The 23,355-nt window shown below is 61.7% G+C and carries 24 protein-coding genes and 1 pseudogene; 11 read left to right on the top strand and 14 right to left on the bottom strand.

Going from position 1 to position 23,355, the window contains the following annotated elements:
- Nucleotides 1-99 precede the first annotated feature (99 nt).
- Nucleotides 100-1,365, top strand: coding sequence for a phospholipase D-like domain-containing protein (locus tag FHT08_RS14065; protein WP_166775415.1), 1,266 nt, complete (start codon nucleotides 100-102; stop codon nucleotides 1,363-1,365).
- Between the two features lie 29 nt (nucleotides 1,366-1,394).
- On the opposite strand, the gene FHT08_RS14060 is transcribed toward FHT08_RS14065, so the two are convergent.
- Nucleotides 1,395-1,901: a hypothetical protein gene (locus tag FHT08_RS14060; RefSeq protein ID WP_104607383.1), complete on the bottom strand. Its 507-nt coding sequence runs from the start codon at nucleotides 1,899-1,901 to the stop codon at nucleotides 1,395-1,397.
- Between the two features lie 268 nt (nucleotides 1,902-2,169).
- On the opposite strand from FHT08_RS14060, the gene FHT08_RS14055 reads away from it, so the two are divergent.
- Genes FHT08_RS14055 through FHT08_RS20145 form a run of 3 tightly spaced genes read left to right on the top strand, consistent with a single transcriptional unit; the run spans nucleotide 2,170 to nucleotide 3,619 of the window.
- Complete coding sequence (locus FHT08_RS14055; protein WP_166775414.1) at nucleotides 2,170-2,373, top strand: hypothetical protein; 204 nt, start codon at nucleotides 2,170-2,172, stop codon at nucleotides 2,371-2,373.
- On the top strand, nucleotides 2,360-3,472 hold the full coding sequence (locus FHT08_RS14050) for a type II toxin-antitoxin system RelE/ParE family toxin (protein ID WP_166775413.1): 1,113 nt from the start codon (nucleotides 2,360-2,362) through the stop codon (nucleotides 3,470-3,472). The genes FHT08_RS14055 and FHT08_RS14050 overlap by 14 nt, the downstream gene beginning before the upstream one ends.
- 48 nt (nucleotides 3,473-3,520) lie before the next feature.
- A complete protein-coding gene (locus FHT08_RS20145) occupies nucleotides 3,521-3,619 on the top strand; it encodes a type II toxin-antitoxin system VapC family toxin (protein WP_166775412.1) in 99 nt (32 codons plus the stop codon).
- A gap of 125 nt (nucleotides 3,620-3,744) precedes the next feature.
- Here FHT08_RS20145 and FHT08_RS14040 read toward each other — a convergent pair whose 3' ends face one another.
- From FHT08_RS14040 to FHT08_RS14020, 5 genes are all read right to left on the bottom strand, one after another.
- Nucleotides 3,745-4,305, bottom strand: a complete 561-nt coding sequence (locus FHT08_RS14040; protein ID WP_166775411.1) for a hypothetical protein — start codon at nucleotides 4,303-4,305, stop codon at nucleotides 3,745-3,747.
- Nucleotides 4,306-5,169: 864 nt separating this feature from the next.
- Nucleotides 5,170-5,676 (bottom strand): hypothetical protein, encoded by a 507-nt coding sequence (locus FHT08_RS14035; protein WP_166775410.1) that lies wholly within the window; start codon nucleotides 5,674-5,676, stop codon nucleotides 5,170-5,172.
- A 182-nt stretch (nucleotides 5,677-5,858) separates the two neighbouring features.
- Nucleotides 5,859-7,571 (bottom strand): RNA-directed DNA polymerase, encoded by a 1,713-nt coding sequence (locus FHT08_RS14030; RefSeq protein ID WP_166775409.1) that lies wholly within the window; start codon nucleotides 7,569-7,571, stop codon nucleotides 5,859-5,861.
- Nucleotides 7,572-7,687: 116 nt separating this feature from the next.
- On the bottom strand, nucleotides 7,688-8,956 hold the full coding sequence (locus FHT08_RS14025; protein ID WP_166775408.1) for a HipA domain-containing protein: 1,269 nt from the start codon (nucleotides 8,954-8,956) through the stop codon (nucleotides 7,688-7,690).
- Nucleotides 8,953-9,204, bottom strand: a complete 252-nt coding sequence (locus FHT08_RS14020; protein WP_166775407.1) for a helix-turn-helix domain-containing protein — start codon at nucleotides 9,202-9,204, stop codon at nucleotides 8,953-8,955. The genes FHT08_RS14025 and FHT08_RS14020 overlap by 4 nt, the downstream gene beginning before the upstream one ends.
- A 404-nt stretch (nucleotides 9,205-9,608) precedes the next feature.
- Here FHT08_RS14020 and FHT08_RS14015 point away from each other — a divergent pair, with 404 nt between their 5' ends.
- Nucleotides 9,609-11,225 carry an alpha/beta hydrolase-fold protein gene (locus FHT08_RS14015; RefSeq protein WP_166775406.1) on the top strand — a complete coding sequence of 539 codons (1,617 nt, stop codon included), beginning with the start codon at nucleotides 9,609-9,611 and terminating at the stop codon, nucleotides 11,223-11,225.
- Nucleotides 11,226-11,305: 80 nt separating this feature from the next.
- Here FHT08_RS14015 and FHT08_RS14010 read toward each other — a convergent pair whose 3' ends face one another.
- The gene (locus tag FHT08_RS14010) at nucleotides 11,306-11,707 is read right to left on the bottom strand and encodes an antitoxin Xre/MbcA/ParS toxin-binding domain-containing protein (protein ID WP_166775405.1); all 402 of its coding nucleotides are present in this window, start codon (nucleotides 11,705-11,707) and stop codon (nucleotides 11,306-11,308) included.
- Between the two features lie 302 nt (nucleotides 11,708-12,009).
- Here FHT08_RS14010 and FHT08_RS14005 point away from each other — a divergent pair, with 302 nt between their 5' ends.
- A complete protein-coding gene (locus tag FHT08_RS14005) occupies nucleotides 12,010-12,465 on the top strand; it encodes a hypothetical protein (RefSeq protein ID WP_166775404.1) in 456 nt (151 codons plus the stop codon).
- Nucleotides 12,466-12,550: 85 nt separating this feature from the next.
- Complete coding sequence (locus FHT08_RS14000) at nucleotides 12,551-12,886, top strand: hypothetical protein (RefSeq protein WP_047126556.1); 336 nt, start codon at nucleotides 12,551-12,553, stop codon at nucleotides 12,884-12,886.
- 57 nt (nucleotides 12,887-12,943) lie between these two features.
- Here the strand turns inward: FHT08_RS14000 and FHT08_RS13995 are convergent.
- The 3 genes and pseudogenes from FHT08_RS13995 to FHT08_RS13985 form a co-directional block, all read right to left on the bottom strand.
- Nucleotides 12,944-13,643 (bottom strand): annotated as a pseudogene (locus FHT08_RS13995) (DUF2306 domain-containing protein).
- 115 nt (nucleotides 13,644-13,758) lie between these two features.
- A complete protein-coding gene (locus FHT08_RS13990; RefSeq protein ID WP_166775402.1) occupies nucleotides 13,759-14,088 on the bottom strand; it encodes a hypothetical protein in 330 nt (109 codons plus the stop codon).
- Between the two features lie 116 nt (nucleotides 14,089-14,204).
- A complete protein-coding gene (locus FHT08_RS13985; RefSeq protein WP_166775490.1) occupies nucleotides 14,205-15,101 on the bottom strand; it encodes an RluA family pseudouridine synthase in 897 nt (298 codons plus the stop codon).
- A 361-nt stretch (nucleotides 15,102-15,462) separates the two neighbouring features.
- Here FHT08_RS13985 and FHT08_RS13980 point away from each other — a divergent pair, with 361 nt between their 5' ends.
- From FHT08_RS13980 to FHT08_RS13965, 4 genes are all read left to right on the top strand, one after another.
- A complete protein-coding gene (locus FHT08_RS13980; RefSeq protein WP_104594072.1) occupies nucleotides 15,463-16,299 on the top strand; it encodes a restriction endonuclease in 837 nt (278 codons plus the stop codon).
- A 61-nt stretch (nucleotides 16,300-16,360) separates the two neighbouring features.
- Nucleotides 16,361-17,365, top strand: coding sequence for an AAA family ATPase (locus FHT08_RS13975; protein WP_146094294.1), 1,005 nt, complete (start codon nucleotides 16,361-16,363; stop codon nucleotides 17,363-17,365).
- Complete coding sequence (locus FHT08_RS13970; protein WP_104575338.1) at nucleotides 17,362-18,102, top strand: RelA/SpoT domain-containing protein; 741 nt, start codon at nucleotides 17,362-17,364, stop codon at nucleotides 18,100-18,102. The genes FHT08_RS13975 and FHT08_RS13970 overlap by 4 nt, the downstream gene beginning before the upstream one ends.
- Nucleotides 18,103-18,227: 125 nt before the next feature.
- Nucleotides 18,228-18,560 carry a lipoprotein gene (locus FHT08_RS13965; RefSeq protein WP_039513672.1) on the top strand — a complete coding sequence of 111 codons (333 nt, stop codon included), beginning with the start codon at nucleotides 18,228-18,230 and terminating at the stop codon, nucleotides 18,558-18,560.
- 542 nt (nucleotides 18,561-19,102) lie between these two features.
- Here the strand turns inward: FHT08_RS13965 and FHT08_RS13960 are convergent.
- The 4 genes from FHT08_RS13960 to recD all read right to left on the bottom strand — a co-directional run bounded on the left by FHT08_RS13960 (nucleotide 19,103) and on the right by recD (nucleotide 23,055).
- On the bottom strand, nucleotides 19,103-19,393 hold the full coding sequence (locus FHT08_RS13960; RefSeq protein WP_104535401.1) for a HigA family addiction module antitoxin: 291 nt from the start codon (nucleotides 19,391-19,393) through the stop codon (nucleotides 19,103-19,105).
- A 17-nt stretch (nucleotides 19,394-19,410) separates the two neighbouring features.
- The gene (locus tag FHT08_RS13955) at nucleotides 19,411-19,692 is read right to left on the bottom strand and encodes a type II toxin-antitoxin system RelE/ParE family toxin (protein ID WP_039429225.1); all 282 of its coding nucleotides are present in this window, start codon (nucleotides 19,690-19,692) and stop codon (nucleotides 19,411-19,413) included.
- Between the two features lie 357 nt (nucleotides 19,693-20,049).
- Nucleotides 20,050-20,562: a hypothetical protein gene (locus FHT08_RS13950; protein WP_243849028.1), complete on the bottom strand. Its 513-nt coding sequence runs from the start codon at nucleotides 20,560-20,562 to the stop codon at nucleotides 20,050-20,052.
- 333 nt (nucleotides 20,563-20,895) lie between these two features.
- Nucleotides 20,896-23,055 carry an exodeoxyribonuclease V subunit alpha gene (recD, locus tag FHT08_RS13945; RefSeq protein ID WP_166775400.1) on the bottom strand — a complete coding sequence of 720 codons (2,160 nt, stop codon included), beginning with the start codon at nucleotides 23,053-23,055 and terminating at the stop codon, nucleotides 20,896-20,898.
- Between the last annotated feature and the right edge of the window lie 300 nt (nucleotides 23,056-23,355).

The following is a 23,355-nucleotide window of genomic DNA, read 5'->3' as shown; positions in this document are numbered from 1 at the left end:
CGCAGCTAGCGCCCCATCCTTCACAGCCCTCATGCCGCCAGCCTTGCCAGAATGCCGGCCGCTCAAGGCCGCAACGGTCCGGGAACAGGGGTTGGACGCATGACATGGATCATCGTGGCCGCAGTCGTCACCACCTTGCTGGTGGGGCTGCTGTTGCTCAACTTCGCCACGCCTGAGAAAAAGCTCGAGCACATCCCTAGCCATTGCTACGACGTGTCCGACCCGCAGTTCAAGCGCGAGATGTCGGTGTTGCTGGGCCCGGCGATCCTGCCCGGCAACAAGATCCAGGTGCTGCATAACGGCCATGAGATCTTCCCGGCGATGCTGGCCGCCATCGGCAGCGCGCAGCGCACCATCACCTTCGAAACCTATATCTATTGGTCGGGCGAGATCGGCCGCGAGTTCAGCCAGGCGCTGGCCGAGCGCGCGCGCGCCGGGGTCAAGGTGCGCGTCACCATCGACTGGGGCGGCAGCCTGAAGATGGATGCCTCGTTGGTCCAGGACATGACCGACGCCGGGGTGGAGGTGCATCGCTACCGCCCGCTGACCTGGTACAACCTGCACCGCGTCAACAACCGCACCCATCGCAAGCTGCTGGTAATCGATGGCCGTATCGGCTTCACCGGCGGCGTCGGCGTGGCCGACCAGTGGATGGGCGATGCGCAGGACCCGGAGCACTGGCGCGACTCGCATTACCGTATCGAAGGCCCAGTGGTGGCGCAGGTGCAGGCCGCCTTCAACGACAACTGGATCAAGAGCACCGGCCGCGTGCTCAATGGCGCCGAGTACTACCCCGAGCTGGCACCGGCCGGCGACAGCGATGCGCAGCTGTTCGTGGCCTCGCCGGCAGGCGGCAGCGAGAGCATGCACCTGATGTACCTGATCGCCATTGCCGCGGCGGCCAGCTCCATCGACCTGGCCGCCGCCTACTTCGTGCCGGATGCGCTGATCACCCGCTCGCTGCTGGAAGCGCGCGCGCGTGGCGTGCGCATCCGCGTGCTGCTGCCGGGCAAGCACATCGATGCCGTGTCCGTGCGGCTGGCCTCCAAGGCCAGCTGGGAGCCGCTGCTGCAGGCCGGCATCGCCATTCACGAGTTCCTGCCCACCATGCTGCACACCAAGCTGCTGATCATCGACGGCCTGCTGGTCTCGGTGGGCTCGACCAACTTCGACATCCGCTCGTTCCGCCTCAACGACGAGGCCAGCCTGAATGTCTACGACCGCGCGCTGGCCGCACAGATGACCGAGGTGTTCGAGCGCGACCTGCAACGGGCCGAGCCATACACGCTGGAACGCTGGCGCAAGCGGCCGCTGCTACAGAAGCTGGGCGAGAAGCTGGTGATCCCGTTTCGCTCGCAGGTGTAGCGCGCCCAGCGCCGCAAACGCGCGTGCGGTTACGCCTGCAGCCGCAGCTGGCGCAGCCGCCACCACACCCCGCCCAGATGCACCAGCGAGTACAGCACCAGCGCCGCGGCGATGCCCAGCGTCAACGGGCTGGCCTGCGACCCGGCTGCCGCCGCGCCCGCGCTGAAGGCGCCATCGGCCCAGCGCCAGGCCAGGCGCCCGAGCAGTACCAGCGTCAGGCCGCCACCGATCCACGGGTTGGGCGTATACCAGCCGCGCCCTTCCGCCCATTCGGCATGCGTATAGCGCAGCGACAATGCACCCAGCCCGATGCCGACCAATGTTCCCACTGCGATCCCTGGCCGAACCTGCGGCAAGCCATACACCGCGAACGCCAGCGCTGCCGCCGCAATGAGCAGCACCACCGCACGCACCGCGCTGCCGACCGGCTTCCACGGCTGGCGGCCGAAGCTGCGCCGGATACGCCGGTAGTAGAGAAAGGCGATGGCCGCCATCGGCAGATACGGCGTCAGCGGGGCGATGGCAGCAGCGGGCATGGCGATTCCTTATGCGGGGTGAGGTGACCGACGCAGGATGAAACCAGCCCCCGTAGCGAACAAGGTGCCAAGTGTCACTTTCTGCGCGCAGGCGGGTTGCCCGGGCGGCCACCGCCGCGCGCGGCATTCGCGACGGACGAGCCACCTTCGCGCAGGACCGGCCTGGTTGCCATCGCCCGTGAACGCCCGGCCGCGCGCCAGCCATTGCCACACGCGAACCCGAGCCGCGCGGGTAGACTTGCCGGCAGAGTTCCCCCACCGCAGTGCCATGTCCGCCATCAAGCAAGCCCGTACGCTGATCGACACGCTGCCCGAGACGGCAGGATGGGACGACGTGGTTCGCGTCGTGGGCACCGCCAGCTTCGAGGCGGCCGTACTGGACGGCATGGCCGCAGCGGACCGGGGCGCCTTTGCCGCGCCGGCACAGGTGACGGCACTGTTCGCCAGATGGGGCGTTGATGTTGCGGCGTGACTGGACCGTCCCGGCCGCCGGGCAGCTCGCACACGCCCAGGATCACTACCACGCGCTCAACCCGACCGCCGCCGCCGCGATGGCGCGGCAGGTGCTGGAAGCCACCCGCACCCTGGCCGAGCAACCCGGTCGCGGCCGCGCCGGCCGCGTCGCCGGCACCCGCGAATGGGTGGTCAAGCAAACGCCCTATGTGCTGGTCTACCGGGTGCGCGACGACGCGCTGCAGCTGCTGCACGTCCGCCTGGAGACGCAGGACTGGCTGCCGCGCACCGAGCCGCTGATCGAACGCATCGAACCCTGGATCGCCGCGCTGATCAGCGCCCTGCTGCACGTGCTGATGCTGCTGATCCTGCTGTCGGCCTCCACGCCCACCATGACCCCGCCGCAGGGCTCGGCCAGCGGCGGACGCACCAAGGTGGATTTTGTCGGCGACACCGCCACGCCCGAGCAACCCACGCCCTCGCCGACACCCACCCCGCTGTCGCAAACGCCAGCGCCCGTGCAACCGCCGCCGGCCGCCTCGCCGGTGCAGTCCACCCTGGTCAAGACCGCCAAGAACCCGGTCCCGCCGGCAGGCAACACCCGCCGCGGCGGCCTGGTCGAGCAGCGCCAGACGCAGCCGGTGCAGCGCCCCACCCCGCCGCAACCGCCGGCAGAACCCTCGTCGCCGCCGCAGCGCCGCCCCGAAACCTGGACCGGCCGCCCACCCGGCATGCTCGAAGAAGAGGCCGATGCCGCCGAAGACGGCATGTCCAACACACCCACCATCAGTGAAGGCCGCCGCCGCGACCGCAACAACGCCCAGCCCAGCATGGATGTGGGCGGCTACCAGGTCTATTACGAAGTGCGCAGCGAAACCCAGCTGCGCAACTGGCGCGACCAGGGCATGCAGGAAGTGGCCATCATCCTGCCCGGCACCCAGTACCGCATGGTCTGCCCGCTGGAAGTCGCGCTCAAGCGCGGCTCCAGCAAATGCCGCCTGCTGCCGCCGGACTCGCCGGAACTCAAAGACATCGGCGATGCCCGCGAGGTCATCAACATGATGGAGGTCTACAAGCAGGGCGAGCCGGTATGGCGCGGGCCCGGGCCGTATCGGTGAGTGGCAGGGCCAGGTTGGCCCCGGATTTCACTTGCTGCTGGTGCGGGGATGACTGCAACGGCAGCCGCGCAAGGCCTGACCGTTGCCACCCGCGACACGGCACCGTTCGCGGCGATGGCGCTGGACGTCATCGACTCGTGGAGTTGATCTGGAGCGTACGGTGATAAACCGCCATTTCGCCCGCTCCCTCTAAAGTGCTGCTTTGAAAGCAGCAGCCGAACGCGCCGAAGCTGCCTTCGGCGCGTTTACCGATTACCCGGCGGTTGCAGGCATCAGCGGCCCTGGTCTTTGCCCAGTTTGGTACCCAGTGCTCCCTTGAACGGCGCCGGATTGCTGGTCACCAGGCAGTTGTAGGTCTTGTCGCTGTTGAGAACCAGCACGGACGACTGCGGCCCCTTGAAGTCCAGCCCGACCGAGAACAGCACATAGGTGTTGGGCAGCGCACTCGGTCGAAACGCACCGAAGGCATACTCACCGGACAAGCCCAACGGCGCCAGCGGTATCGTCAGCGTCAGCGGCTGCGTGCCCCCAGGCGATGGCAGCGACGAGGACGCAGACATCATCTTGGACTGCACGTCGATGGAGTACTTGGTGGTGACCGCCGAGCCCAGGTACTTGGAACCCGGTGCGGAAACCTGCTTGCGACAGGCCGCGATGTCTTCGGGTTTCTGATCCTGCTGGCCCGTCTGCAGCGTGGCAAAGACATAGCTCAGCGTGACCGTATCCGCCCCGGTCACCGGTGCGGCAACGGCAGCGTCCATGCACAACGCGGCCACGACGAGTGAGAGGCCGCAGGCCGCGAGCGCACCGCGATAGCTGGTTTTACGTTTCATTTCGGTCGTTCCCTGGTGTGTGATGCAAGGTTTTGGCAGCGGCGGTACGCGCGGCTGCCGCTTGCGCCTTGAATGGACATTCGCAACGGCACCTGTGCATAACGCCAAGCGGCAGATGATCGATTGCGTACGATGACGACATGCGTGTGTGCGGGAGCACCACACCTACGCCACCCAGCTAGCCACGCCGCTGGTGGGTTCATCGTTGAAGACCAAGGCCTCGCAAACCCGGCAAATCGTCTCAACAACGTCGTTGCGTGATGCAGTTTGGATTTCAGACGCAAAAACGACGATTCTATTGCCCGAGTTAGACACCTGCCCACCATCATCGAAGGAGGCCGCAGCGACTGCAATAACGCCCAATCCAACATGGATCGGCTATCAGGTCTATTACAAAGTGTCCAGCGAAACGTAGCTACGCAACTCCTGAGACCAAGGCATGAAGGAGCCGCCTCCTGTCTGGCACCCAATACCGCATGGTCTGCCCACTAGGAGTCGCGTTCAAATCAGCTCCAGCAAGTGCGCCTGCTGCCACCAGATTCGTCGGATCGAAAAATATCGGCGATGCCTTCGAGGTTATCAATATCACGGAGACTCTAAATAAGGCGAACTGGTGTGACGTGAGCTTAGGCCGTATTGATGAGTAGTTGCTGATCTGCGTTAGAGCGCGTGTGCGGTCAGTTAGTTGCTATATCTCTAAGTAGAAATCACTAAAACCGTGCTCTTCGATCCCATCAAATCACCCCTCCACTCTCGCAGGGAATTATCATTTATCTAATACCGATCCAGCCAATAAGCAGTAAGAGCTACACCTAGTTATATCTAATTTTTGCGTCAGCTTGAGAGTCCGCCAAACTCGCCGATTTATTTGGAAGTGCCTAGCAGTATTGCACCTCTAACAATGTCTTCCGCAAGTTCAACGCCAGAATTTGCACCACACCCAATTGCGGCGTCCTCAAGAGTTGCTGTCCAAGCAACGCCCCACCTCGGATTTAGCAGGCAAATACTTTTTATATTTGTATCGCGAGATTTCCACGCCAGTGCAGAATATATAAACAATTGACGCAAATCGGTAGCTCTAAATTTTCTTCCGCCAGCTTTTACCTCTATCAAGACATCATCGGCCAAAATATCACCATCGCAAGATGAAATTATTCCACAGCCCGGAAAATTTGGCGAGAAATCAACCCTTTCACACCCCCTGAATATTATGTAAAAGTTAATCCTCTCTGCAATAGCAGATATATCTAGAGATATTTTACTGGTCAACTTATTTGGACCTAAGTAAAGCTCTCCAATCCACTGGATAACCTGGGCCCACACCCTCTCGATCATTTCGTTAGTTGGCTTCTCTCCTCTAGAGGTTTTCATTGTGGCGGCCAACCTAAAAGCAGCCTCATTTATAACACCGTTCAATGCGATCGGCGAGCGACTTTCGTAAGGGGCGATATATCTAATGGTGGTTAAATTTACGTGCCTAAGGAAGTTTTCCGCTGAAGGAGTGGCATCCCGCCAAAAAGACGTGTGAGCAACAGCAAATTTTCGTTCAGAAATCATAATGGAAGGACTACTGTCCCCTTGTTCTTCGACTTATTCAATGAAGCCCACTTAACAAGTATTTTTTCATATTCGTTGAGAACAAGTCTTTTCCTCCAGTGTTCACCCTCATCTTCTAGAATATATGAAGCCACTAGCACGGCACGCTTTTCCCACGAAGATAAATTTTGATAGTTTCGTCGCCTGTCCGAAATAAACCAAGCATGATCTCTATTGGCCATTAATGCTATGACGTCACGCCTGACGCTTATGCTTGATGTGTCTCTGTATATTTTATTTAATATTTGCTCTACTTCTTCATCTAAGGTTGCAGAAAGCGCACGCATAGCAAAAAGTTGATTAACAGGTACTTGTACTATGTGTGAATTTAGATGAAAAAGGGCTTTAACTGATTCAACCATTTTTTCTTTGCTAGACAAGTCTAATTCGTCTGAAACCATAGTAAACGCCTGCATTACCACTGGGAAAACAGGAGCGAGGGTCTCAAGGTTCTCTGCGAGTGACTGTATGCATGAATTCTTTTGAGGGACTTTAAGATGCCTAATCGAGCGGACCAACTTTCGCGTTACGCTTTCTTCGACTTGAGTCTTGCGCAGCTCTCTTGAGAGCATTCCAACCACATCAAACCTTGCCAATGCCTCCCGAAGCGACTCGTAATCTTCTTTTGCGCTCTCGGAGTACGGATCAAAATGAAGCTTCAGTGACATGAATTTTTTATAATTGGCGGTTTCCGCGCCGTCATGCTCGTCATCGCCACGTGAACTAGTCATAGCTAAGTATTCTTCTGAAGACATAATTCTAGTCTTCGATTTCTGAAGCGAAAGACCTTCGCTCTCACCTATCTTTTGGGCTAATGTGACTAGCAAAGCATGCGCTTGCTCTCTGGAATCTGCAAATATTCTAAAATCATCAACAAACCTGCAGTAAACCGCACGTTCTGCCAGCATCATCCGATCTGTAGCATTAAGAACAATTTCACTTAGCAGACGAGCAGCAGGCCCACCTACTGGTAACCCATAGGAAACGTTACCAGAAAAGTGAGAAATAATAGTTATTATTCGCTTTACTACGCTAGTGTTCTTGGTGACCTTCTTCAAAGCATTTTCTAGTCTGTGATGGTATATCCTTGGATAAAAATCTGAAATATCAGTTATAAGTACGAAGCGATGCGAATCGGCTAGTTTCTGACATTTCTCATAGAAAGAGAACCACCCATAAGCCGAATCAAATATATGGGAATCATTTTCTTTGCTAATAAAACGATATGAATGAACAACTCCATTTTCGGACTTTACTCTTGCCTGCTCAATATCACCACCAAGCCATATTACTAGCGACAAGAGATACAAGTTCCAGATTGGATCAATTTGAGTAACAGAACGAAATCCATTGTATCCGACCATTGCCAAGACGCGGTCGTTTACTGGCGGCAACTCAATGAGCATATCTTGGAAATTCAGATGGATGTTAGCCAAAAGATCTAGCACATCGTCTTTTGAATCCACCAATAAGAATGTTTCAAAAGACCTTGGAAAAACATCAGTGTCTCCTAAGCTCGATATGTTCTCTAGAGCTTTTTGCATAGAAGCACGTATATCGGGAGCAAGATGCAAAAATCCCTTCTTCTCAATAGCCTCACTTGCCGATTTTGCACCGGGGCTACTTTTCTGTATTAAAGTCTTCGAAGTCTGCTTGCCATCTGGCTTCACCTAGCTTTCCTTTTTTCATGTAACAGACCTGATTACCGCTTCAGCTTTCGCAAAGTAAAGACTAGACTCGGTTTTTTTAAAAAGCTAATTGCATGTGCGATGCTCTAACTCACACACTAAGGCCACTGCCCCAGTGAATCAACTACGGGACCAAACACAATCTGCCGCAGCAAGCGTGCTTCACCGGGGTCGACCGCATGTGTGGCGCCTTGCTCGTAGGTCTGCAGCACAGCGTGCGATTCTCGTCTGATTGCGATCGCTAATTCATCCAGATGCCGCAATGCCAGCTTTCGCGGCACGCCGATGGAGTCGCCAAATGCAGCGACCTCATCGCGACCGATGGCGGCGTAACGGCGAGTATTGCCCATCGGGAAGACCAGCTCGTCCGCTCCCCAATCAGGCGCCTTGTAGACGCTGGTACTGAGCAGGTCGTAGTGCGGCGCGAGTTCCCAGCCGTTGGCGCCGCGCAGAAAGCTCAGGTTCTTGAGGTGGGCATCGCTGTTGCCGATGAAAAAGTTGAACAACTGCCAGCGCAGCAGCGCGATGCGGGTGGCTGCGGGCATGCGGCTGATGCGTTCGAGCGCGCGCAAGTTGTCACTGGTGGCTTGTTGGTATTTGTAGAGGCGATCCAGCGACAGCAATTGGCAGCCGTCCAGCGCGTAACGGCGCTGTGCCTGCAGGCCATCGCCGAGGCGGTCGAAGCGGCGCACCAGATACACCGGCTCCGGCACGCGGCGCACGCTCACCTTCGGCACCGGCAGTCCGCAGGCAGCGGCCAGCTGCATGCAGAACCACTCGTTGACCGCGCTGTGCGGGTAGTCGTCCACATGTTCGTGGTCGGGCTTGAGGATGTGGGTGGACGCCGCTGTGCCCACTGGCTCCCACAATTGCTCCCGATCCAGCACCACCGCCAGCTTGTGCTGGGCGCCCGCCAACGACATGCGCTTGGGTGCGCCGTGAGTCAACGGTTGCCGAGGCAACGCGCGAATACGCGCGGACAACTCCGCATCGGTCAGCGGCTGCAGCGCAGGCGCTGGCAGTTGCTGGCCTGGCCGCAGCAAGGTCAACGCGCCAGCCGACTCCGGGCCGAAACGCTGCAACAGACCGAAGGCATCGGCCGCGTCGATGCCGGCGTCGCTGGCGATCAGTCGGCGCCCGCCCTCTTCGGGCAGCAGATTGTCGAAGAACCACTGCACCGGGCGCTGGCTGCCGCCATCAATGATCTCGCCGGCGCTGCGCGGCAGCGCGGGAGACAGGTCGAAGCCGTCCTTGCGCCACGTCTGGTCGTACGCGAGCACCCACAGATTGCCCTGCTCCCGCAGCTCGCCGACGCGGCGGCTCTCCAGCCACAGTTCCAGGCTGCGTGGCGTGTCGGCGTTGCTCATTTGGGGCGCTTGGCTACAGAGGCTGGCAGCTCCATCGGCAGGTCCAGCTGGACCTGGATGCCCAATTGCCGCAGCAGCTCGAACACACGGCCCAGTTGCACGGTGTCCTTGCCGCGCTCGACATTGCCCAGCACCACATGGCTGGTGCCGGCTAGCGCGGCCAGGTCGCCCTGCCGTAAGCCCTGTGCCTTGCGAACAGCGCGGACGTAAGCGCCGATGTCGGATACTTGGTCGATTGGGACGCGCATAGCGAATGACCAAATCTAAAGCGGACTTTAGATTAACCCGACAATTTTATAGCAACAAGTGAAATCTAAAGCAGACATTAGATTGACTGTCTCCCAGCTACACGCCATCACGAAACTAACCCTGACTTTAGTTTTTGAATCTCAAGCATTTACCGTTGTGCAGGGCAGAAAAGCGGCCCGTGACCTGCCCAGTTGCATCGACACACGACGCGAGATGCCTTGAACTGCCTCGACTGCACGCGATCACTTGCGCTGCTCGCACCGCCCACTAGAGATCCCACGGCAGGCAGATCGGATACGGTGACCAGACCTCGCGTTGGTGGCGCACGGCCGGCCGGGAACTGGCTACAGTCTGCACAGGGCCGTGTGCGCCCGCTCCATCCACTGCGCTCCCAAGGATCTGCATGTCTCTGCATCGTCTTGCCCTCCGCCTGGGTCTGGCCGTTGGCCTGTTGTGCGCCTGCTGCGCGCACGCCGCCGCACCGGCGGCGGCCCATCGCCTGCTGCGCGTCACGCTGGACGGGGCGAGCGACCAGCCCGTGTCCGGCCGCCTGCTGGTCTTCGCCACCCTGGCCAAGGACGCCCAGGCCGCGGCCAAGGACGGCAAGGACGGCAAGGTGGAGGAGGTGAGCGTGAACCCGTTCCGCCCGACCGCGGTGGCGGTGGCGGCGCAGGAGGTGACCGCGCTCGCCCCCGGTGCCAGCGTCGAGATCGACCTGGACAACATCGCCTTCCCCAGCGGCTTTTCCGCGCTGCCGGCCGGCGAGTACCTGTTCCAGGCCGTGCTGGATCCGGACCACAGTTACAGCTATGCCGGCCGCGATGGCGGCGACCTGTTGAGCGAGGTCACCGCGGTGACGCAGGGCAAGGGCAAGCCGTTGCCCACGCTGGCGCTCAGCAAGCAGGTGCCCGCGTCGGAAGACCCGTGGCAGGTGTCGCCGCGGGCGCCGCAGGCAATCCGCGACGCCATCCCGGAGGCCAGGCTGCATAGCGCGGACGCCTCGCTGGTCAGCCCGTCGCTGAGCGCGTTCTGGGGCCGGCCGGTGTCGCTGCGCGCCCGCGTGCTCACCCCGCCTGGCTACGACGCCAAGGCCGCCACCCGCTATCCCACCGTGTATGTCACCCACGGCTTCGGCGGCAATTACAACCGCCTTGCCGGCAGCATCGCCGCCACCTGGAGCGCGATGGCGGCCAAGCAGATGCCGCCGATGATCTGGGTGTTCCTGGACCAGTCCACGCCCACCGGCACCCACGAGTTCGCCGACTCGGTCAACAACGGCCCCTGGGGCACCGCGCTGACCGAAGAGCTGATCCCTTCGCTCGAGCGGCAGTACAAGATGGACGGCAACGCCAAGGGCCGGTTCCTCAACGGGCATTCGTCCGGCGGCTGGGCCACGCTGTGGCTGCAGACGCGCTACCCCAAGCTGCTCGGCGGCACCTGGTCCACCTCGCCCGATTCGAGCGACTTCCACGACTTCACCGGGCCGGATCTGTACGCGCCCAATGCCAACGTCTACCGGCGCGCCGACGGCAGCCGGTTCCCGCTGATCCGCGACCAGGGCAAGGTGGTGGCCGACCTGGAAACCTTCGCCAAGCTCGAACGCGTATTAGGCCCCTACGGCGGGCAGATGGCCTCGTTCGACTGGGTGTTCTCGCCGCGCGGGCCCGACGGCCGCCCGGTGCCGATGTTCGACCGCGACACCGGCAAGGTGGACCCGGCCGTGGTGGCCTACTGGCGCACGCACTACGACATCGCCGCGCGCGTGGCCGCGCAGTGGCCCACGCTCAAGCCGGATCTGGACGGCAAGATCCACCTGATCGTCGGCACCGCCGACACGTTCTACCTGGATGGGGCCGCGCGCAAGTTCCAGGCGGTGCTGGACGGCCTGGGCGCAAAAAGCGACTTCCGCTACCTGGAAGGCCGCACCCACTTCGACCTGTACAAGGAGGGCGAAGACAGCAACGCCTTGATGAAGAAGATTGCCTGGGAGATGTACGCCGTGGCGCGGCCCAAGCAGTAACGCGCTCATGCACGGCCGGCGCTGCCAACCGGCGTGCCGGCCACCGGCACGCCAGGGCGCGGCGTCACCGGCCCCGATGCTCAGGCCGAGCGATTGGGCAATTCCCACTCCAGCTGCTGCCTGAGCACCAGCAGCAGCACCTTCAGGCTGCCGCTGCGGACCAGGGCGGCCGGCGTCTGCCCGTCCAGCGCGTTCATGGGCTTGCGGAACCAGCCAATCAGCGCCTCGTTGTTGCCGCCGTTCAAGGCCCAGGCATGGCAGACGATCTCGCCCAGGTTCTCGATGCCGGTACTGCCCAGCAGCTTGAGGTGCTCCGGGGTGAAGGCGAACAGCGACAGCACCAGCTCGGCATCGGCGGCCTTGCCGTGGTCGACCGCCATCTGCTGGCTGTGCGCGGTGTTGTAGGCCGCCCCCTGCGCGCGGAAGTCTTCGGCACGCCGCATGCCGGTGAGCAGTGATGCAATGAGGTCGGCGCGTTCCATAAAGCAGTCCAACGGTGTGATAGCGCGCACGCTATCCGCGTCGTCGCCGCTGCTCAATCAGGAGTCTCCTGACAGCGGCGATGGGCGTCAGCGGCCGTTGCATTACGCGCCGGCCGGCCCGTGCGGGATTGGCGGGCCGGCGGTGGCTTCGGTGGCCGAGTCCCGCTTGCGCGCCCGCCCGGAAGCGGCGCCAACCATTGGCGGCGCTTAACGCGGGGATTGCTAGCATCCGGGCGCGTCACTGGCAGCAGCCCGCCTACAGGGCTGCCGTATTGGAGTGTCATCTCATGAGGAGTTGTCAGATGCCCTGGAAATCCGCCCTCGCCCTGCTTGCCCTGTCCACCGCCGCGCAGCCGGCGCTGGCCCAGTCCGACCGCCAGGTGGTCGAGGACATGCTCACCCGCTCGGCCAATGTCTGCCCCGGCCACAGCACCGACCGCACCGCGCCCACCGTCAAGGCCGTGCCCGTCGGCGCAGTGCGGGTGATGCTGGAACGCGGCCTGGTCATGTGCCCGGACCGCCGCCTGGATGCCGCCGCGCCGGCGGTGTTCTACGGCCGCCTGGGCGTGTTCGCCTGGAACCCGGAAGTGCCCGCCGGCAAGACGGTGATCGTCAAGCAGATCGACACCATGACCCGCAACGAGGAATACCCCGCCGAGACGCTGGTGTGGGACGCAAAGGGCACCGCGCTCAAGCAGCAGACCGTGCCGATGTTCGAGCCCAAGCCGGGTGCGGCGGTGTTGTACAAGGTGCGTTGAGCGCAGGCACACGCCACCGATGCGTGACCCATTGCAACCACACACCCTGCGCCCGCGCGATCGCGCAAGGCGACGCAGGCGCAGGGTGTGGCTAGGCATCGGTATCGTCCTGCTGCTGGTCGCACTGGGCGGCTACCGCTGCACGGCAAGCCCGGCCGAGCAACGGCAGCAGACGTACTGGCGCGACAAAGCCGAGCGGGAACTAACACCAGGCATGTCGCAAACGCAGGTACTGGCCTGGGCGGAGCGCAATGCGCTGCGTACCGCCATGGGCATGGGCCCCACGCTCATGGCCGCCCCCGTGCGAACGCGGTGGCCGCATTTTCCCTGCGCAACCACGTTCACCATGATTTCGCTGACGTTCGATGCGCAGGGAACGCTGGTTTCCTTCCGAGTCGGTCGAGGGGGCACCTGTCTGTAGAGCGGCAGTTGCCGCCTGGTCCACGACGCGCGCTGCATTGGCTGGTTGCGCTGCGTGTCAGGCCTCAGCGAGCGTCGATTCCGACGCCGGCACCCGCCGGGGCTGCGGACAGCCGCACGTGCCGGCGCGCTGCGTTGGCGATGGCGCTCCCCACCTTGTGGATCAGCAGCGGCACCGCCCAACTGGCCCATAGCAGCGCCGCGATCGCGCCCGGCGAGGGCGCAATGCCGGCCCCCACTGCCGCATAGAGCGCGACGCGAAATACCACCGGCGCCAGCGTCACCAGATACGCCCGTACCATCCAGCATCGGTGCCGGCCAACCCGCCCGCGACGGATGGCCACCAGGCCCACGGACGCCGCCACCAGCCACGCCGCTTCCGTCGCTGCGAAGGCCACGCGGATCGCCATCGGCGTAGGCGAGGTGGCGATCAAGCCGGTGGCGCCAAGCATCGCCACCAACATGCCAACGAAATACGCACGCCCAACCCAGCGGTGCACCCATGCGTGCCTGCGCCAGCCTTGCGTGGCGAACTGCAACGTGCCCAGGGCGATGCCGACGGCACCGCCACCCAGGTGGCACCACAGCCAGCCGCGCCGGGTCAGGAACATGGCGTATGCCGGCGACTCCAGCGCGGCGTACTTCAGGTACACGTGGCGCACGAACTCGGCCGCGAGCGCGGCCAGCGCAAGCCACAGCAGCCCCCACGCCACGCGGGCGACCGGCCTGCCGCCAGCAACCGCAACACCGTCGCGCATTGGATCGACCCGCATGCCCCGCTCCTTCGGCCAGCCTGCTCTCGGCAGCGGAACGCTAGCATGGACATGCAGCAGGAGCGTGGGCGCGATCGTAGGTGCGGCGCGGGGGGAAGACTTACGCCTGGCGCTGCATTGCGTGCGACACCGGATCAACACCGTCGCTACCGAGCCGCTGCTCGTAGATCTCGTCGACCACGCCGCGTACCGCGCGGGCGGCATTGAAGATGCTCTCGCCCAGAACCGACAGACTGGTGACATCCAGCGGCTTGCCGCTGCACACCGCCACCATGTCGCTCTGCGCAGTGATCGTGCGCAGCAGCGAATGGAACCGGTCGATCTGCTGCAGGGTGACGCCGAAGGTGAAGGGCTCTGCGTGCGTTTGTATTTTGGCCGCTGGCCGCATGTGCCGCCGAGTATTGGTCGTAAGGGCTCTCGAAGTGGTCATGCCGTCTGTCCTCGACGTGAGCGGACGGGATGTCCGCAAAGCCACCGTAGCGCGCTTTTTCGGATATCTGAAAACCAGATATCCGCCCGATTTTTAGCGAAGCACAGGTTCCCGTCTCAAGCCGATTTTGTCGGTTCGATCGTCGCGGTGAAGCGCCGAGGCTCACCAGTGATCGGGTCATCGAATGCCAGCGTATGCGCGAACAACTGCAGCGGCCGCTCCGGATCATCGGGCCGCTGATCTTCCAGCTCTGGATAGAAGCGGTCATGCAGGATCGGCGCGCCCAGCGCGGCCATATGCACGCGCAACTGGTGCTTGCGCCCGGTGACCGGCTCCAGCCGGTACGTCCATGTGTCCGCACCGCGCGCGACCACATCGATCACCGTCTCGCTGTTCGGCTCGCCCACGCTCTCGCGCATGCGGAAGAACGGCTCGCCCGGCTCCAGCCGGCTGCGATGCACATACGGAAACGTCAGCCCCGGCAGCGGCGGTGCGACTGCCAAGTAGTGTTTACGAATACGCCGCTCACGGAACAGCGCCTGGTAGATGCCGCGCGTGGACAGGTTGGCCGAGAACAAGACCAATCCCGCAGTGTCGCGATCGATACGGTGCAGCGGCACCAACGCGGGATTATCGAAGCGGTGCACCAATCGCGTCAGCAGTGTCTGGTGCACGTACGCACCAGCTGGCACCACGGGCAGGAAATGCGGCTTGCAGGCCACGACAATATGCGTGTCGGCATGCAACACCGTTTCCGTTGCCGTGATGATTGGCTCGTCCGCGACTTCGCGGAAGTAATAGATCTCCGCACCAACCCGATACGGCGCAGCGATATCCAATGCCCGCTGCTGCGCATCCAGTACGCGCCCACGCGCGAAGCGATCACGCCACGTGTCAGCACCAACGACCGGAAAGCACGCACACAGCGCCTCCCACACCGTGTGCCACGGGCCGGACGGGAGCTGGAACTGGCTGGCAGGAGTGCCATCGAGGGTCGGGCGAGGAGCAGACATGGCGACAGCAGAAGCGCACTCAAGCAGATGGGCTGGAATCGTACCTTGTCGCGTCAATTCTCTCCGCAGGATGTATCGGCTCTCCAATCCGGAAAGATACTTTCGAGCGCTGCGCATTGCATGCATTACTGGAAAGCGCACACAGCGACCACTACCGCAGCCCGCTTCATCGCGTTGATTGGCATGCGGTTGCGCTAAACAACGCGCAAGCGAACTCAAGCTTTAGCGTAAAGAACACACCTGTTTGCCTGCGCACGCGTCGTGCCGAGTGTTGACGAGGCATCGATCGCAACGGCGCGCCTAGTCTGCTGACAAAACCCGTTTCAACGGCTATGTTCAAACCGGGAACGGGGGTTCTGGCATGGGACGCAGAAAGAAACAGGGTGGATTCGAAGCGCTAGCCGCATTGCCGTGGCCGGTTGGCTTCGTGATGGGAATCGCTGCGTATCTGGTGGTGCGCTACGGCATCGCCTGGTGGTTCTCTCACCAGAGCGGAATGCCGTCGCAGGGCTTCGCCCAGCAATCGAGTGGAATGTTCGCGCCATTGGCGTGGACGCTGCTCGGCGTCTGCTGGCTTGCCGCGCTGTTCTCCTACCTGGGCACACGCAGCCGGCGGCGCTTTTTGGAAACACGCACAAGCCTGGAGAGCCTGGCCGCCGGCGGCTGGCGCCAGTTCGAACAATTGGTGGGCGAAGCGTTTCGCCGCCAGGGCTACAGCGTCGAAGAAACCGGCCTGGGCGGCGCCGACGGCGGCATCGACCTGATCCTGCGCAAGGACGGCCGCCGCACACTGGTGCAATGCAAGCAATGGAAGCGCCAGCAGGTCGGAGTCAGCGTCGTGCGAGAGATGTTCGGCCTGCTGGCTCATCACCGGGCTCACTCGGTAAAGATCGTCTGCATCGGCACCTACACAAATGACGCAGAGCATTTCGCCCGAGGCAAGCCTATTGAACTGATCGGCGGCGAACAGCTGCTGGACATGATTCAAGCGGCTCAACGACAGCCGCCTACCCAACCGATGCAACCAGCAGCGCGCGTCGAGCCTGTATTTGCTTCGGCTGAGTCTAATGCTTCTGCAAACATCACCTCTCCAAGCTGTCCGCGATGCGGCAGTGTGCTTGTGCGAAGAAGGAATTGGGGCACTGGCCAAGAGTTCCTAGGCTGCAGCCAATTCCCCGCGTGCAGGAAGACTGTGTAAATGGACCCTGTCCTGCTTGTTCTTGAAATGATCCCTGAAATAAAAATAGGCTTTGAAAATCATGTCATTTAAAAAAATTGCTCTTTTTAATAATAAGGGTGGCGTCGGGAAAACAACAATAACGGTTAATCTCGCCACTGCCATCGCAAAGGCCGGCGCGAAGGTCCTGATGGTTGATGCTGATCCGCAGTGCAATCTCTCGGCTTTTTGCCTGGAAGAAAATGAGCTCGATAATTATCTCCGCAAAAGTGAAGAAGACAAAGGATCAACCACAATTTGGGATGGGATTAAGCCTATTGTGCTTGGTCGAGGCGATATTGCAGAAATAGACGTGCTAGAAATATATAAGAACGTCTTACTTCTCGCCGGAGATGTTTTGATATCGCAATATGAGGAAGAGCTTCCGGCTGCGTGGACGGATTCTTTTGCACGAAAGAGTCGCGGGTATGATGTGATGGGTGCATTATCAAGGCTGGTCAACAAAGTTGCTACTGATTATGGTGCTGATTACGTACTCTTTGATGTAGGCCCGAACGTTGGGCCTTTAAATAGGGCGATACTTCTAGATTCTGATTATTTTCTGGCCCCGGTGGGATCTGATCTTTTTTCACTTCGAGCATTGGGCGCAGTTGGAAAGTCACTTCACAGGTGGATTTCAGATTGGAACACCGTCAAGTCACTAGCGTCCGACTCATCTAAAGCAACTTTATTGCAGGGACGACCGAAGTTCTTGGGCTATGTAGCTTCCGCGTACAAAGTGAAAACGGGAGGAAAAAGTGCAAAGCCCCATGAACACTGGGAATCAAAAATTGGGCCCCGCGTAAAGCAACGTGTCGTAGATGTTCTAGCTAATTTAGGAGCTGATTTCCACATAAATCCCCCTTACAAACTTGGCGAAATCAAACACTTTCAGTCCCTTGCCGCTGACGCACAAAAATTGAAACTTCCCTTCAGCGAATTAAAAGGCAAAGTTAATCCAGGGCATAATTCTCAGATTGTAAAGGCTGGCCAAGTATTTGATAAAATTGCCCATGAAGTCATGACTCGAACAGGAGGCGAAAAATGATTTCAAAAGCACACAAATCGGCATTAAAAGTATTCAGTGAGCAAGAACATCGAATCAAACTATTCGCCAGCACTGTTCTTCAATTTTTCGTCTCCCACCCGAGTTTGTCGACAGACGTCCACTCAGTTAAGCTAAGAATCAAGGGTAAAGATAACCTTCTCGGAAAATTAAAAAGAAAAAAGGAGTTAGGGGTTGCAGTTTCAGAGAAAAACATATTTAAAGTTATTACCGACCTTGCCGGAGTACGTGTTTTCCACATCCACGCAGCCCAATTCAAACCGATCCATGATGCGATCATGACGCAAGTCAAGTCGGGCGACTGGGTATTGGGAGAAGACCCAAAAGTTTTCAGTTGGGACCCGGAGGCTGACGAATTTTTCAGAGGATTGGGTTTCGATCCGGAAATTAGACCTACCTTTTATACATCTGTCCACTATCTAGTTCGCCCTAGCGCTGAATCGGATCTTTGTTGCGAGATTCAAGTCCGAACCCTTTTTGAAGAAATTTGGGGTGAAGTGGACCACTCTATGAATTACCCACGACCCGTGCAAAGTATTGCTTGCAGAGAGCAATTACGTGCTTTATCAAAACTCGTCGGGACGGGTGGTCGCTTAGTTGATTCCATCATTCGATCGCGAGCGGAAGCTGACACTTTAAATGCCAGTTTGAGCGCTGTATCTGGAGCTTCATCGATATCCACTAATCGTCGCAAGTCTTTATCTTCCGTACCAAAATAGGGATATAAATTAAGCTGGGACATAATTCTTAAAAAATTTTCTCCGTTCGATATCTTTGAGATCTTGACCTCCCATACATCCCCAACCCGCCATCCTCGGCTCCAGACTCAACTGGAGAACACACGATGATGAAGTGGATGGGCACCGCGCTGGCCGCGGCATTGCTGGTGAGCGGTTGCGCCAAGGAGGAGGGCGAGAAGTTCGTCGGCCACTGGGTCAACGTGCAGACGCAGGAAGAGACGATGGACATCGAGCGCAATGGCGAGACCTTCATGGTCCGCAGCACCACGCCGAAGTTCTTCAGCCGCAAGCCCAAAACCGAGAGCTATCCGGCTGTCTACAAGGACGGGGCGCTGCAGGTCACCAACGATGGCGAGACGGTGAACTTCGCCATCGACGCGGCCAACGGCCACCTCAACACCGGTGGCGAGCAGTACCAGCGCGTGCCGGCCAAGTAAGCCCGCCGCTGTCGCCAGCGCCCGCGTGCAGACCTTGCCGGTCGCACGCGGGCGTTTGCGTTTTTGGCCCAGCCGGCCACGCCGAAGGGCTACTGGCGCACGCTGCGTCGCGCAGACGCCGGGCCGGACGCACCGCCCGTTGCCCGGCCTTGCGCTGCCGCTGCCATTCCACCCCGCGCAAGCCTTACAGTGCGCAGGCACGCCAGGGTCATGGCGCTGCCCGACCGATCAATCCAGCAACTACGAGGGTGTCATGAGCAAGGGGATGGACCAGAAGAAGAGCCAGAAGAAAGAGCCGACCAAAACGCTGAAGGAAAAGCGCGCGGCCAAGCAGGAAAAGAAGGGCAAGTAAGCCGCCCGGCCTGCCAGACGGCAGACGAGGTCAGGCGCAGGCCTGGCCTCGCGTTTTTAGGATGACACCAAGCATCAGTGTGCGCGTTCCTGCCTGTGCACGATCACGCTGCGCTGCTCCGCGATCGACAGGCCTTACAGGTCACTGGGCGTGCTCTATTGTCAGCGTGACGTGCGAGACACTCTTCCCCTCAAGCCGCCAGCCGCTTGATCCGCGACGGCAGATCGCCCAGCGCGCGATGCGCCTGTTCCAGCTCGTAATCGGCTTGCAGGCTCAGCCAGAAGCGCTCGGTCGTGCCCAGCGCTGCGGCCAGGCGCACGGCGGTGTCGGCGGTGATGCCGCGCTTGCCCAGCACGATCTCGTTGATGCGGCGCGGCGGTACATCGGTAGCCCGCGCCAGTGCGTTCTGGCTAATGCCCATCGGCTCGAGAAACTCCTCAAGCAGGATTTCGCCGGGGTGGATGTTGGGTAGGACTGTCATGGACAGATGCCTCGTGCTCAGTGGTAATCGACAATTTCGACCTCGGCGACATCGCCCTCCATCCATCGGAAGCAGATGCGCCACTGGTCGTTGATCCGGATGCTGTACTGCCCGCGCCGCTCGCCCTTCAACGCTTCCAGCCGGTTGGCGGGCGGAATGCGCAGATCGTCGAGGTGCGCGGCAGCGTTGAGCATGCGCAACTTGCGGCGCGCGACCGACTGGATGTCGGCCGGCAACCGGCGGGAGCGCTCACCCAGCCAGATCTTTTCGGCTTCCTTGTCGACAAAGCTCCTGATCATGCTGTAACCATAACGCGACTCGTTATATGACGCAAGCCGTCATGGCTGAGTGGTCAGATATGGTACCGGGCTGTCGAGACTTTGCGGTGCCGTTTCCGTCAAAACGACGCGTTGCGCAACCTGCGGCACTGCTCCGAAGCTGTGCAAACTGGTCAATCAGCTAACCAACTGAAACAAATGCGCTAGCGTGGGCTTGCATGGATTTCGGAGTTCGTCATGAGCAGCTTGCACACCGATCTGAACGAGCTGATGCGCGGCTACGGCCCTACCGACGCAGCCGAAGCCAATCTATGCGGAATCATCAGCCACATCTCAATATGCCGGGGCCAGGCGTAGGTTCGCCTATACGTCGCTGACCTATCGAGGTGTGATCTCGATGCTGTTGGATGTAGCAGTCTTCAGAGACGCCATATCGGCTGAGGTGCTTTTACTTTTTGATTCCGACTGCTCCCGATAACGCACAAACGGGTGTACCGCCACCGAGTACTTACGCCCGGGCATGATCTGGTAACTCCGCGACAGATCGATCGTCTTGACGATTGACTGCCCCGGCATCAGAACAAGCGATGGCGTGGAACCGCGGACGTTGCGTACATAGATGCCGCGATAGTCGACAGGGCTGCCATCCTCTTGCATGACCTTGAACAGATTGGTCTGCAATCTCCCGCTTTTATCTACGTCTGGAACATACGCCGCAGTTAGCTCGATGGGCTGGTCACCTGTGTTGGACATCGTGACTAAGACTGAAGCTCCAGCTGCCGCTGTATGCGCTGTCTGTACGTTCTGGAGTTTGATATCCAGCCTCCCGGCCGCAGTAGCGGCGAAGCACGTCGCCAGCGCAACCGTCCCAAGAATCCATACTGCTTTCATCATTCACCTCCCTAGCGCAAGCGCTTGCTTGCGATGCGTTCTTACGCGACATCCCCGGCTTGGGGTCATCGGAACAACGAGCCCTGGACGGATGGAACCACCTTGGCAGGCGACTCCCGGGCAGACGGCAATGGCGACTCATCCTCGGCGCGATCTTTCAATTCAACGTGCACTCTTGCCGTAGGCGGCAGTTATCCGAGAATTTCGAATAACTGCCTTTGGAGGCAACTCGTTGTCGGCAAACACCCGCTATCCAGGTATTCACGGTGATCGTGATGGGCGAACGTGCCGCTTTGCCGTAAGTGATCCTGCCATCGCGCCGGCTCGCGTCCATCAGAACAACGACCCCTGCACGGGCAACGCAGTAGATGGGTCTATTGCTGGCTTGGCGAGTACCGCCTGCTGCTGCGCACCCAACCGCCACGCCAGACCCGAGATGCGCGCGGCATGCCGGGCCAGCGCGCTGCGGATGACCGCCTCGCTGCCGGCCAGGTGCAGGGCGCGGCGGGCGCGGGTGATGCCGGTGTAGAGCAGTTCGCGGCTGAGCACGCGGGCGTCGCGGGTGGGCAGTTGCAGCCAGACGGTGTCGAATTCGCTGCCCTGGGCCTTGTGCACGGTCATGGCGAAGGCGCTTTCGTGCGCGGGCAGTGCGGCGGGGTGGAAGCCGCGCACCTGGCCGTCGCCGTCGCCTTCGAACCAGGCGACCAACGGGCCTTGGGCACGGCTGTCGGTTCCTGGGTCGCGGCGGCTGGCGGTGCCGCCGGGCTGGCCTGGCCCTGAAGAGGCGCCTTCGTCGCTGCGCCCCGGAGAGGGACTTGCTTCGCTGCGCAGGCAGATGCCGACGTCGCCGTTGAACAGGCCGTGCCGGTAGCTGTTTTCGGTGATCAGCAGCAGGCGGCCCTGGAACCAGGGCGAGGCGGCGCCGAGGCGGCGCGCGCCGGAGCCGGTTTCGGCCAGCAGTTGTTCGATACGGGCGTTGAGGCCGCGTGCGCCCTGCGGGCCGGCGCGCACGGCGGTGAGCAGGCGCAGGCGCGCGGCATCGCGCAGGGCGGCGGCCGGGTCTTGCGCGTCGGCCAGCGCGCGCCAGTGCGCGAGCAGTGCGTCGCGGCCCAGGGTGAGCGGGTCTTCGCCATCTTCGTGGAAGTGCACGCCGGCCAGCTCGCCGCTGCGCAGCAGGGCCAGGGCGGTGTCGGCGTCGCCGGCGCGCACGGCGTCGGCCAATGGGGCCAGTGCGAAGTCGTCCGCCTGCCGGTAGCCGCGCAGCAGGTGCACGCGGTGGCCGGCCAGGCCGCCGCCGTGGCTGGCGCCGGGCGTGGTGTCGCCGGGCGCGTTGCCGAGCAGCGCTTGCAGCGCCTGTGCGTCCTGCGGCTGCAGGGCGTCGCCGGGGCCGGCAGCCTGCAGGATGGCGGCGAGCACGTCGCCGGCTTCCACCGAGGGCAGCTGGTCGGCGTCGCCGAGCAGGATCAGCTGGGTGCCATCGGCCACGGCTTCGACCAGCTTGCACATCAGCGGCAGGTCGACCATGGAGGCTTCGTCGACGACGATCAGGTCCAACGGCAGCGGGTTGTCGGCGTTGTGGCGGAAGTGCGGGGAATCCGGGATGACGCCGAGCAGGCGATGCAGGGTGCTGGCGCCGCTGGGCAGGGCATCGGCCAGGGCCGGGTCGATGCCGTTGGCGATGGCGCGCGCGACTGCTAAGCGCAGGCTTTCGGCCATGCGCTCGGCGGCGCGGCCGGTGGGCGCGGCCAGGGCGATGCGCGGGGCCGGGGTGTTGGATGCGTGTGCCTGGGCGATGCGCAGCAGCAGCAGGCGGGCGATGGTGGTGGTCTTGCCGGTGCCGGGGCCGCCGGTGACCAGCAGCAGGGTGCGGCGCAGCGCCAGGGCGGCGGCCTGGGCCTGGCGGTCTGGGTGGTGGGATAGGGCCGGTGGGGCCGTACCTTCCTGGTCGACGGATGGCTCGGGCAGGCCCGTCCCCTCACCCGCCCTTCGGGCACCCTCTCCCGGGGGGAGAGGGGATGAGGCGGCTGCGTTCGGGAATAACTGCACGAACAGCGGTGCCAGCGTGGCGGCGTCGAAGGGCGGCGGCGACTGGGCGGCAATGCGTTGCAGGCCCAGCGCCAGGCGGCGTTCGTACTCGCGGTAGCGGCGCAGGTAGAGCAGACCGTGTTCCAGGACCAGCGGGCAGTCGGCGGCGGCGGGATCTTGCGGATTCGGTTGGTCGACCCAGCGCGAGGCGGCCAGGGTGCGTTGCCAATCGCCCGGGTCCGGGAGTGCGGGCGCTGGGCCCTCGCGCGCGTCCAGCAGCATGCCGGCGCGGCTGGGGTCCAGCCCTGCGTGGCCGCTGGTGACGGCCAGCGAGGCGAGTGCGGCGCCGGCCAACACCTCGGGGGCGGTGTCCGGGGCCAGGCGTTGCAGGCTCTGGGCGAAGGCCAGATCCAGCGGGCGCAGGGCGTCGGCCTTGATCAGGGCGTTGAAGAGGGTTGGGTGGTTCATGGGGTGGACGCCTCCCGGGCGCAGGCGCCCTCACCCCAACCTCCGCTACGCGCCCCGGCACGCACGTGTCGCAGACACTGCCAGGCACGCGCGCCAGTGTGCGCAAGCGGGGTCTGCCCGCCCCGCGGGGAGCGGGGCGTGTGCACAGCGCTGATCGGGCGTGCGGTCTGTTGGGTCATGGCTTGGATGCTTCGGCGGCGGACGTACCCTCACCCCAACTCCCGCTCCGCGCCCCAGCCCGCGCCAGCGGCGCGGGCGCTCCAAGGCACGCGCGCCAGTGGCACGCAACCAGTGCCTTAT

Source organism: Xanthomonas sp. CFBP 8151 (assembly GCF_011761885.1).
Taxonomy (GTDB): Bacteria; Pseudomonadota; Gammaproteobacteria; order Xanthomonadales; family Xanthomonadaceae; genus Xanthomonas; species Xanthomonas arboricola_B.
This window is presented reverse-complemented; position numbering and strand designations above follow the sequence as displayed.

Bases quoted from the DNA above. Each gene is read 5' to 3' on its own strand.
- FHT08_RS14065 (WP_166775415.1), top strand. From the start codon at position 100: ATGACATGGATCATCGTGGCCGCAGTCGTCACCACCTTGCTGGTGGGG.
- FHT08_RS14060 (WP_104607383.1), bottom strand. From the start codon at position 1,901: ATGCCCGCTGCTGCCATCGCCCCGCTGACGCCGTATCTGCCGATGGCG.
- FHT08_RS14055 (WP_166775414.1), top strand. From the start codon at position 2,170: ATGTCCGCCATCAAGCAAGCCCGTACGCTGATCGACACGCTGCCCGAG.
- FHT08_RS14050 (WP_166775413.1), top strand. From the start codon at position 2,360: ATGTTGCGGCGTGACTGGACCGTCCCGGCCGCCGGGCAGCTCGCACAC.
- FHT08_RS20145 (WP_166775412.1), top strand. From the start codon at position 3,521: ATGACTGCAACGGCAGCCGCGCAAGGCCTGACCGTTGCCACCCGCGAC.
- FHT08_RS14040 (WP_166775411.1), bottom strand. From the start codon at position 4,305: ATGAAACGTAAAACCAGCTATCGCGGTGCGCTCGCGGCCTGCGGCCTC.
- FHT08_RS14035 (WP_166775410.1), bottom strand. From the start codon at position 5,676: ATGAAAACCTCTAGAGGAGAGAAGCCAACTAACGAAATGATCGAGAGG.
- FHT08_RS14025 (WP_166775408.1), bottom strand. From the start codon at position 8,956: ATGAGCAACGCCGACACGCCACGCAGCCTGGAACTGTGGCTGGAGAGC.
- FHT08_RS14020 (WP_166775407.1), bottom strand. From the start codon at position 9,204: ATGCGCGTCCCAATCGACCAAGTATCCGACATCGGCGCTTACGTCCGC.
- FHT08_RS14015 (WP_166775406.1), top strand. From the start codon at position 9,609: ATGTCTCTGCATCGTCTTGCCCTCCGCCTGGGTCTGGCCGTTGGCCTG.
- FHT08_RS14010 (WP_166775405.1), bottom strand. From the start codon at position 11,707: ATGGAACGCGCCGACCTCATTGCATCACTGCTCACCGGCATGCGGCGT.
- FHT08_RS14005 (WP_166775404.1), top strand. From the start codon at position 12,010: ATGCCCTGGAAATCCGCCCTCGCCCTGCTTGCCCTGTCCACCGCCGCG.
- FHT08_RS13990 (WP_166775402.1), bottom strand. From the start codon at position 14,088: ATGACCACTTCGAGAGCCCTTACGACCAATACTCGGCGGCACATGCGG.
- FHT08_RS13985 (WP_166775490.1), bottom strand. From the start codon at position 15,101: ATGTCTGCTCCTCGCCCGACCCTCGATGGCACTCCTGCCAGCCAGTTC.
- FHT08_RS13980 (WP_104594072.1), top strand. From the start codon at position 15,463: ATGGGACGCAGAAAGAAACAGGGTGGATTCGAAGCGCTAGCCGCATTG.
- FHT08_RS13975 (WP_146094294.1), top strand. From the start codon at position 16,361: ATGTCATTTAAAAAAATTGCTCTTTTTAATAATAAGGGTGGCGTCGGG.
- FHT08_RS13970 (WP_104575338.1), top strand. From the start codon at position 17,362: ATGATTTCAAAAGCACACAAATCGGCATTAAAAGTATTCAGTGAGCAA.
- FHT08_RS13965 (WP_039513672.1), top strand. From the start codon at position 18,228: ATGATGAAGTGGATGGGCACCGCGCTGGCCGCGGCATTGCTGGTGAGC.
- FHT08_RS13960 (WP_104535401.1), bottom strand. From the start codon at position 19,393: ATGACAGTCCTACCCAACATCCACCCCGGCGAAATCCTGCTTGAGGAG.
- FHT08_RS13955 (WP_039429225.1), bottom strand. From the start codon at position 19,692: ATGATCAGGAGCTTTGTCGACAAGGAAGCCGAAAAGATCTGGCTGGGT.
- FHT08_RS13950 (WP_243849028.1), bottom strand. From the start codon at position 20,562: ATGAAAGCAGTATGGATTCTTGGGACGGTTGCGCTGGCGACGTGCTTC.
- recD (WP_166775400.1), bottom strand. From the start codon at position 23,055: ATGAACCACCCAACCCTCTTCAACGCCCTGATCAAGGCCGACGCCCTG.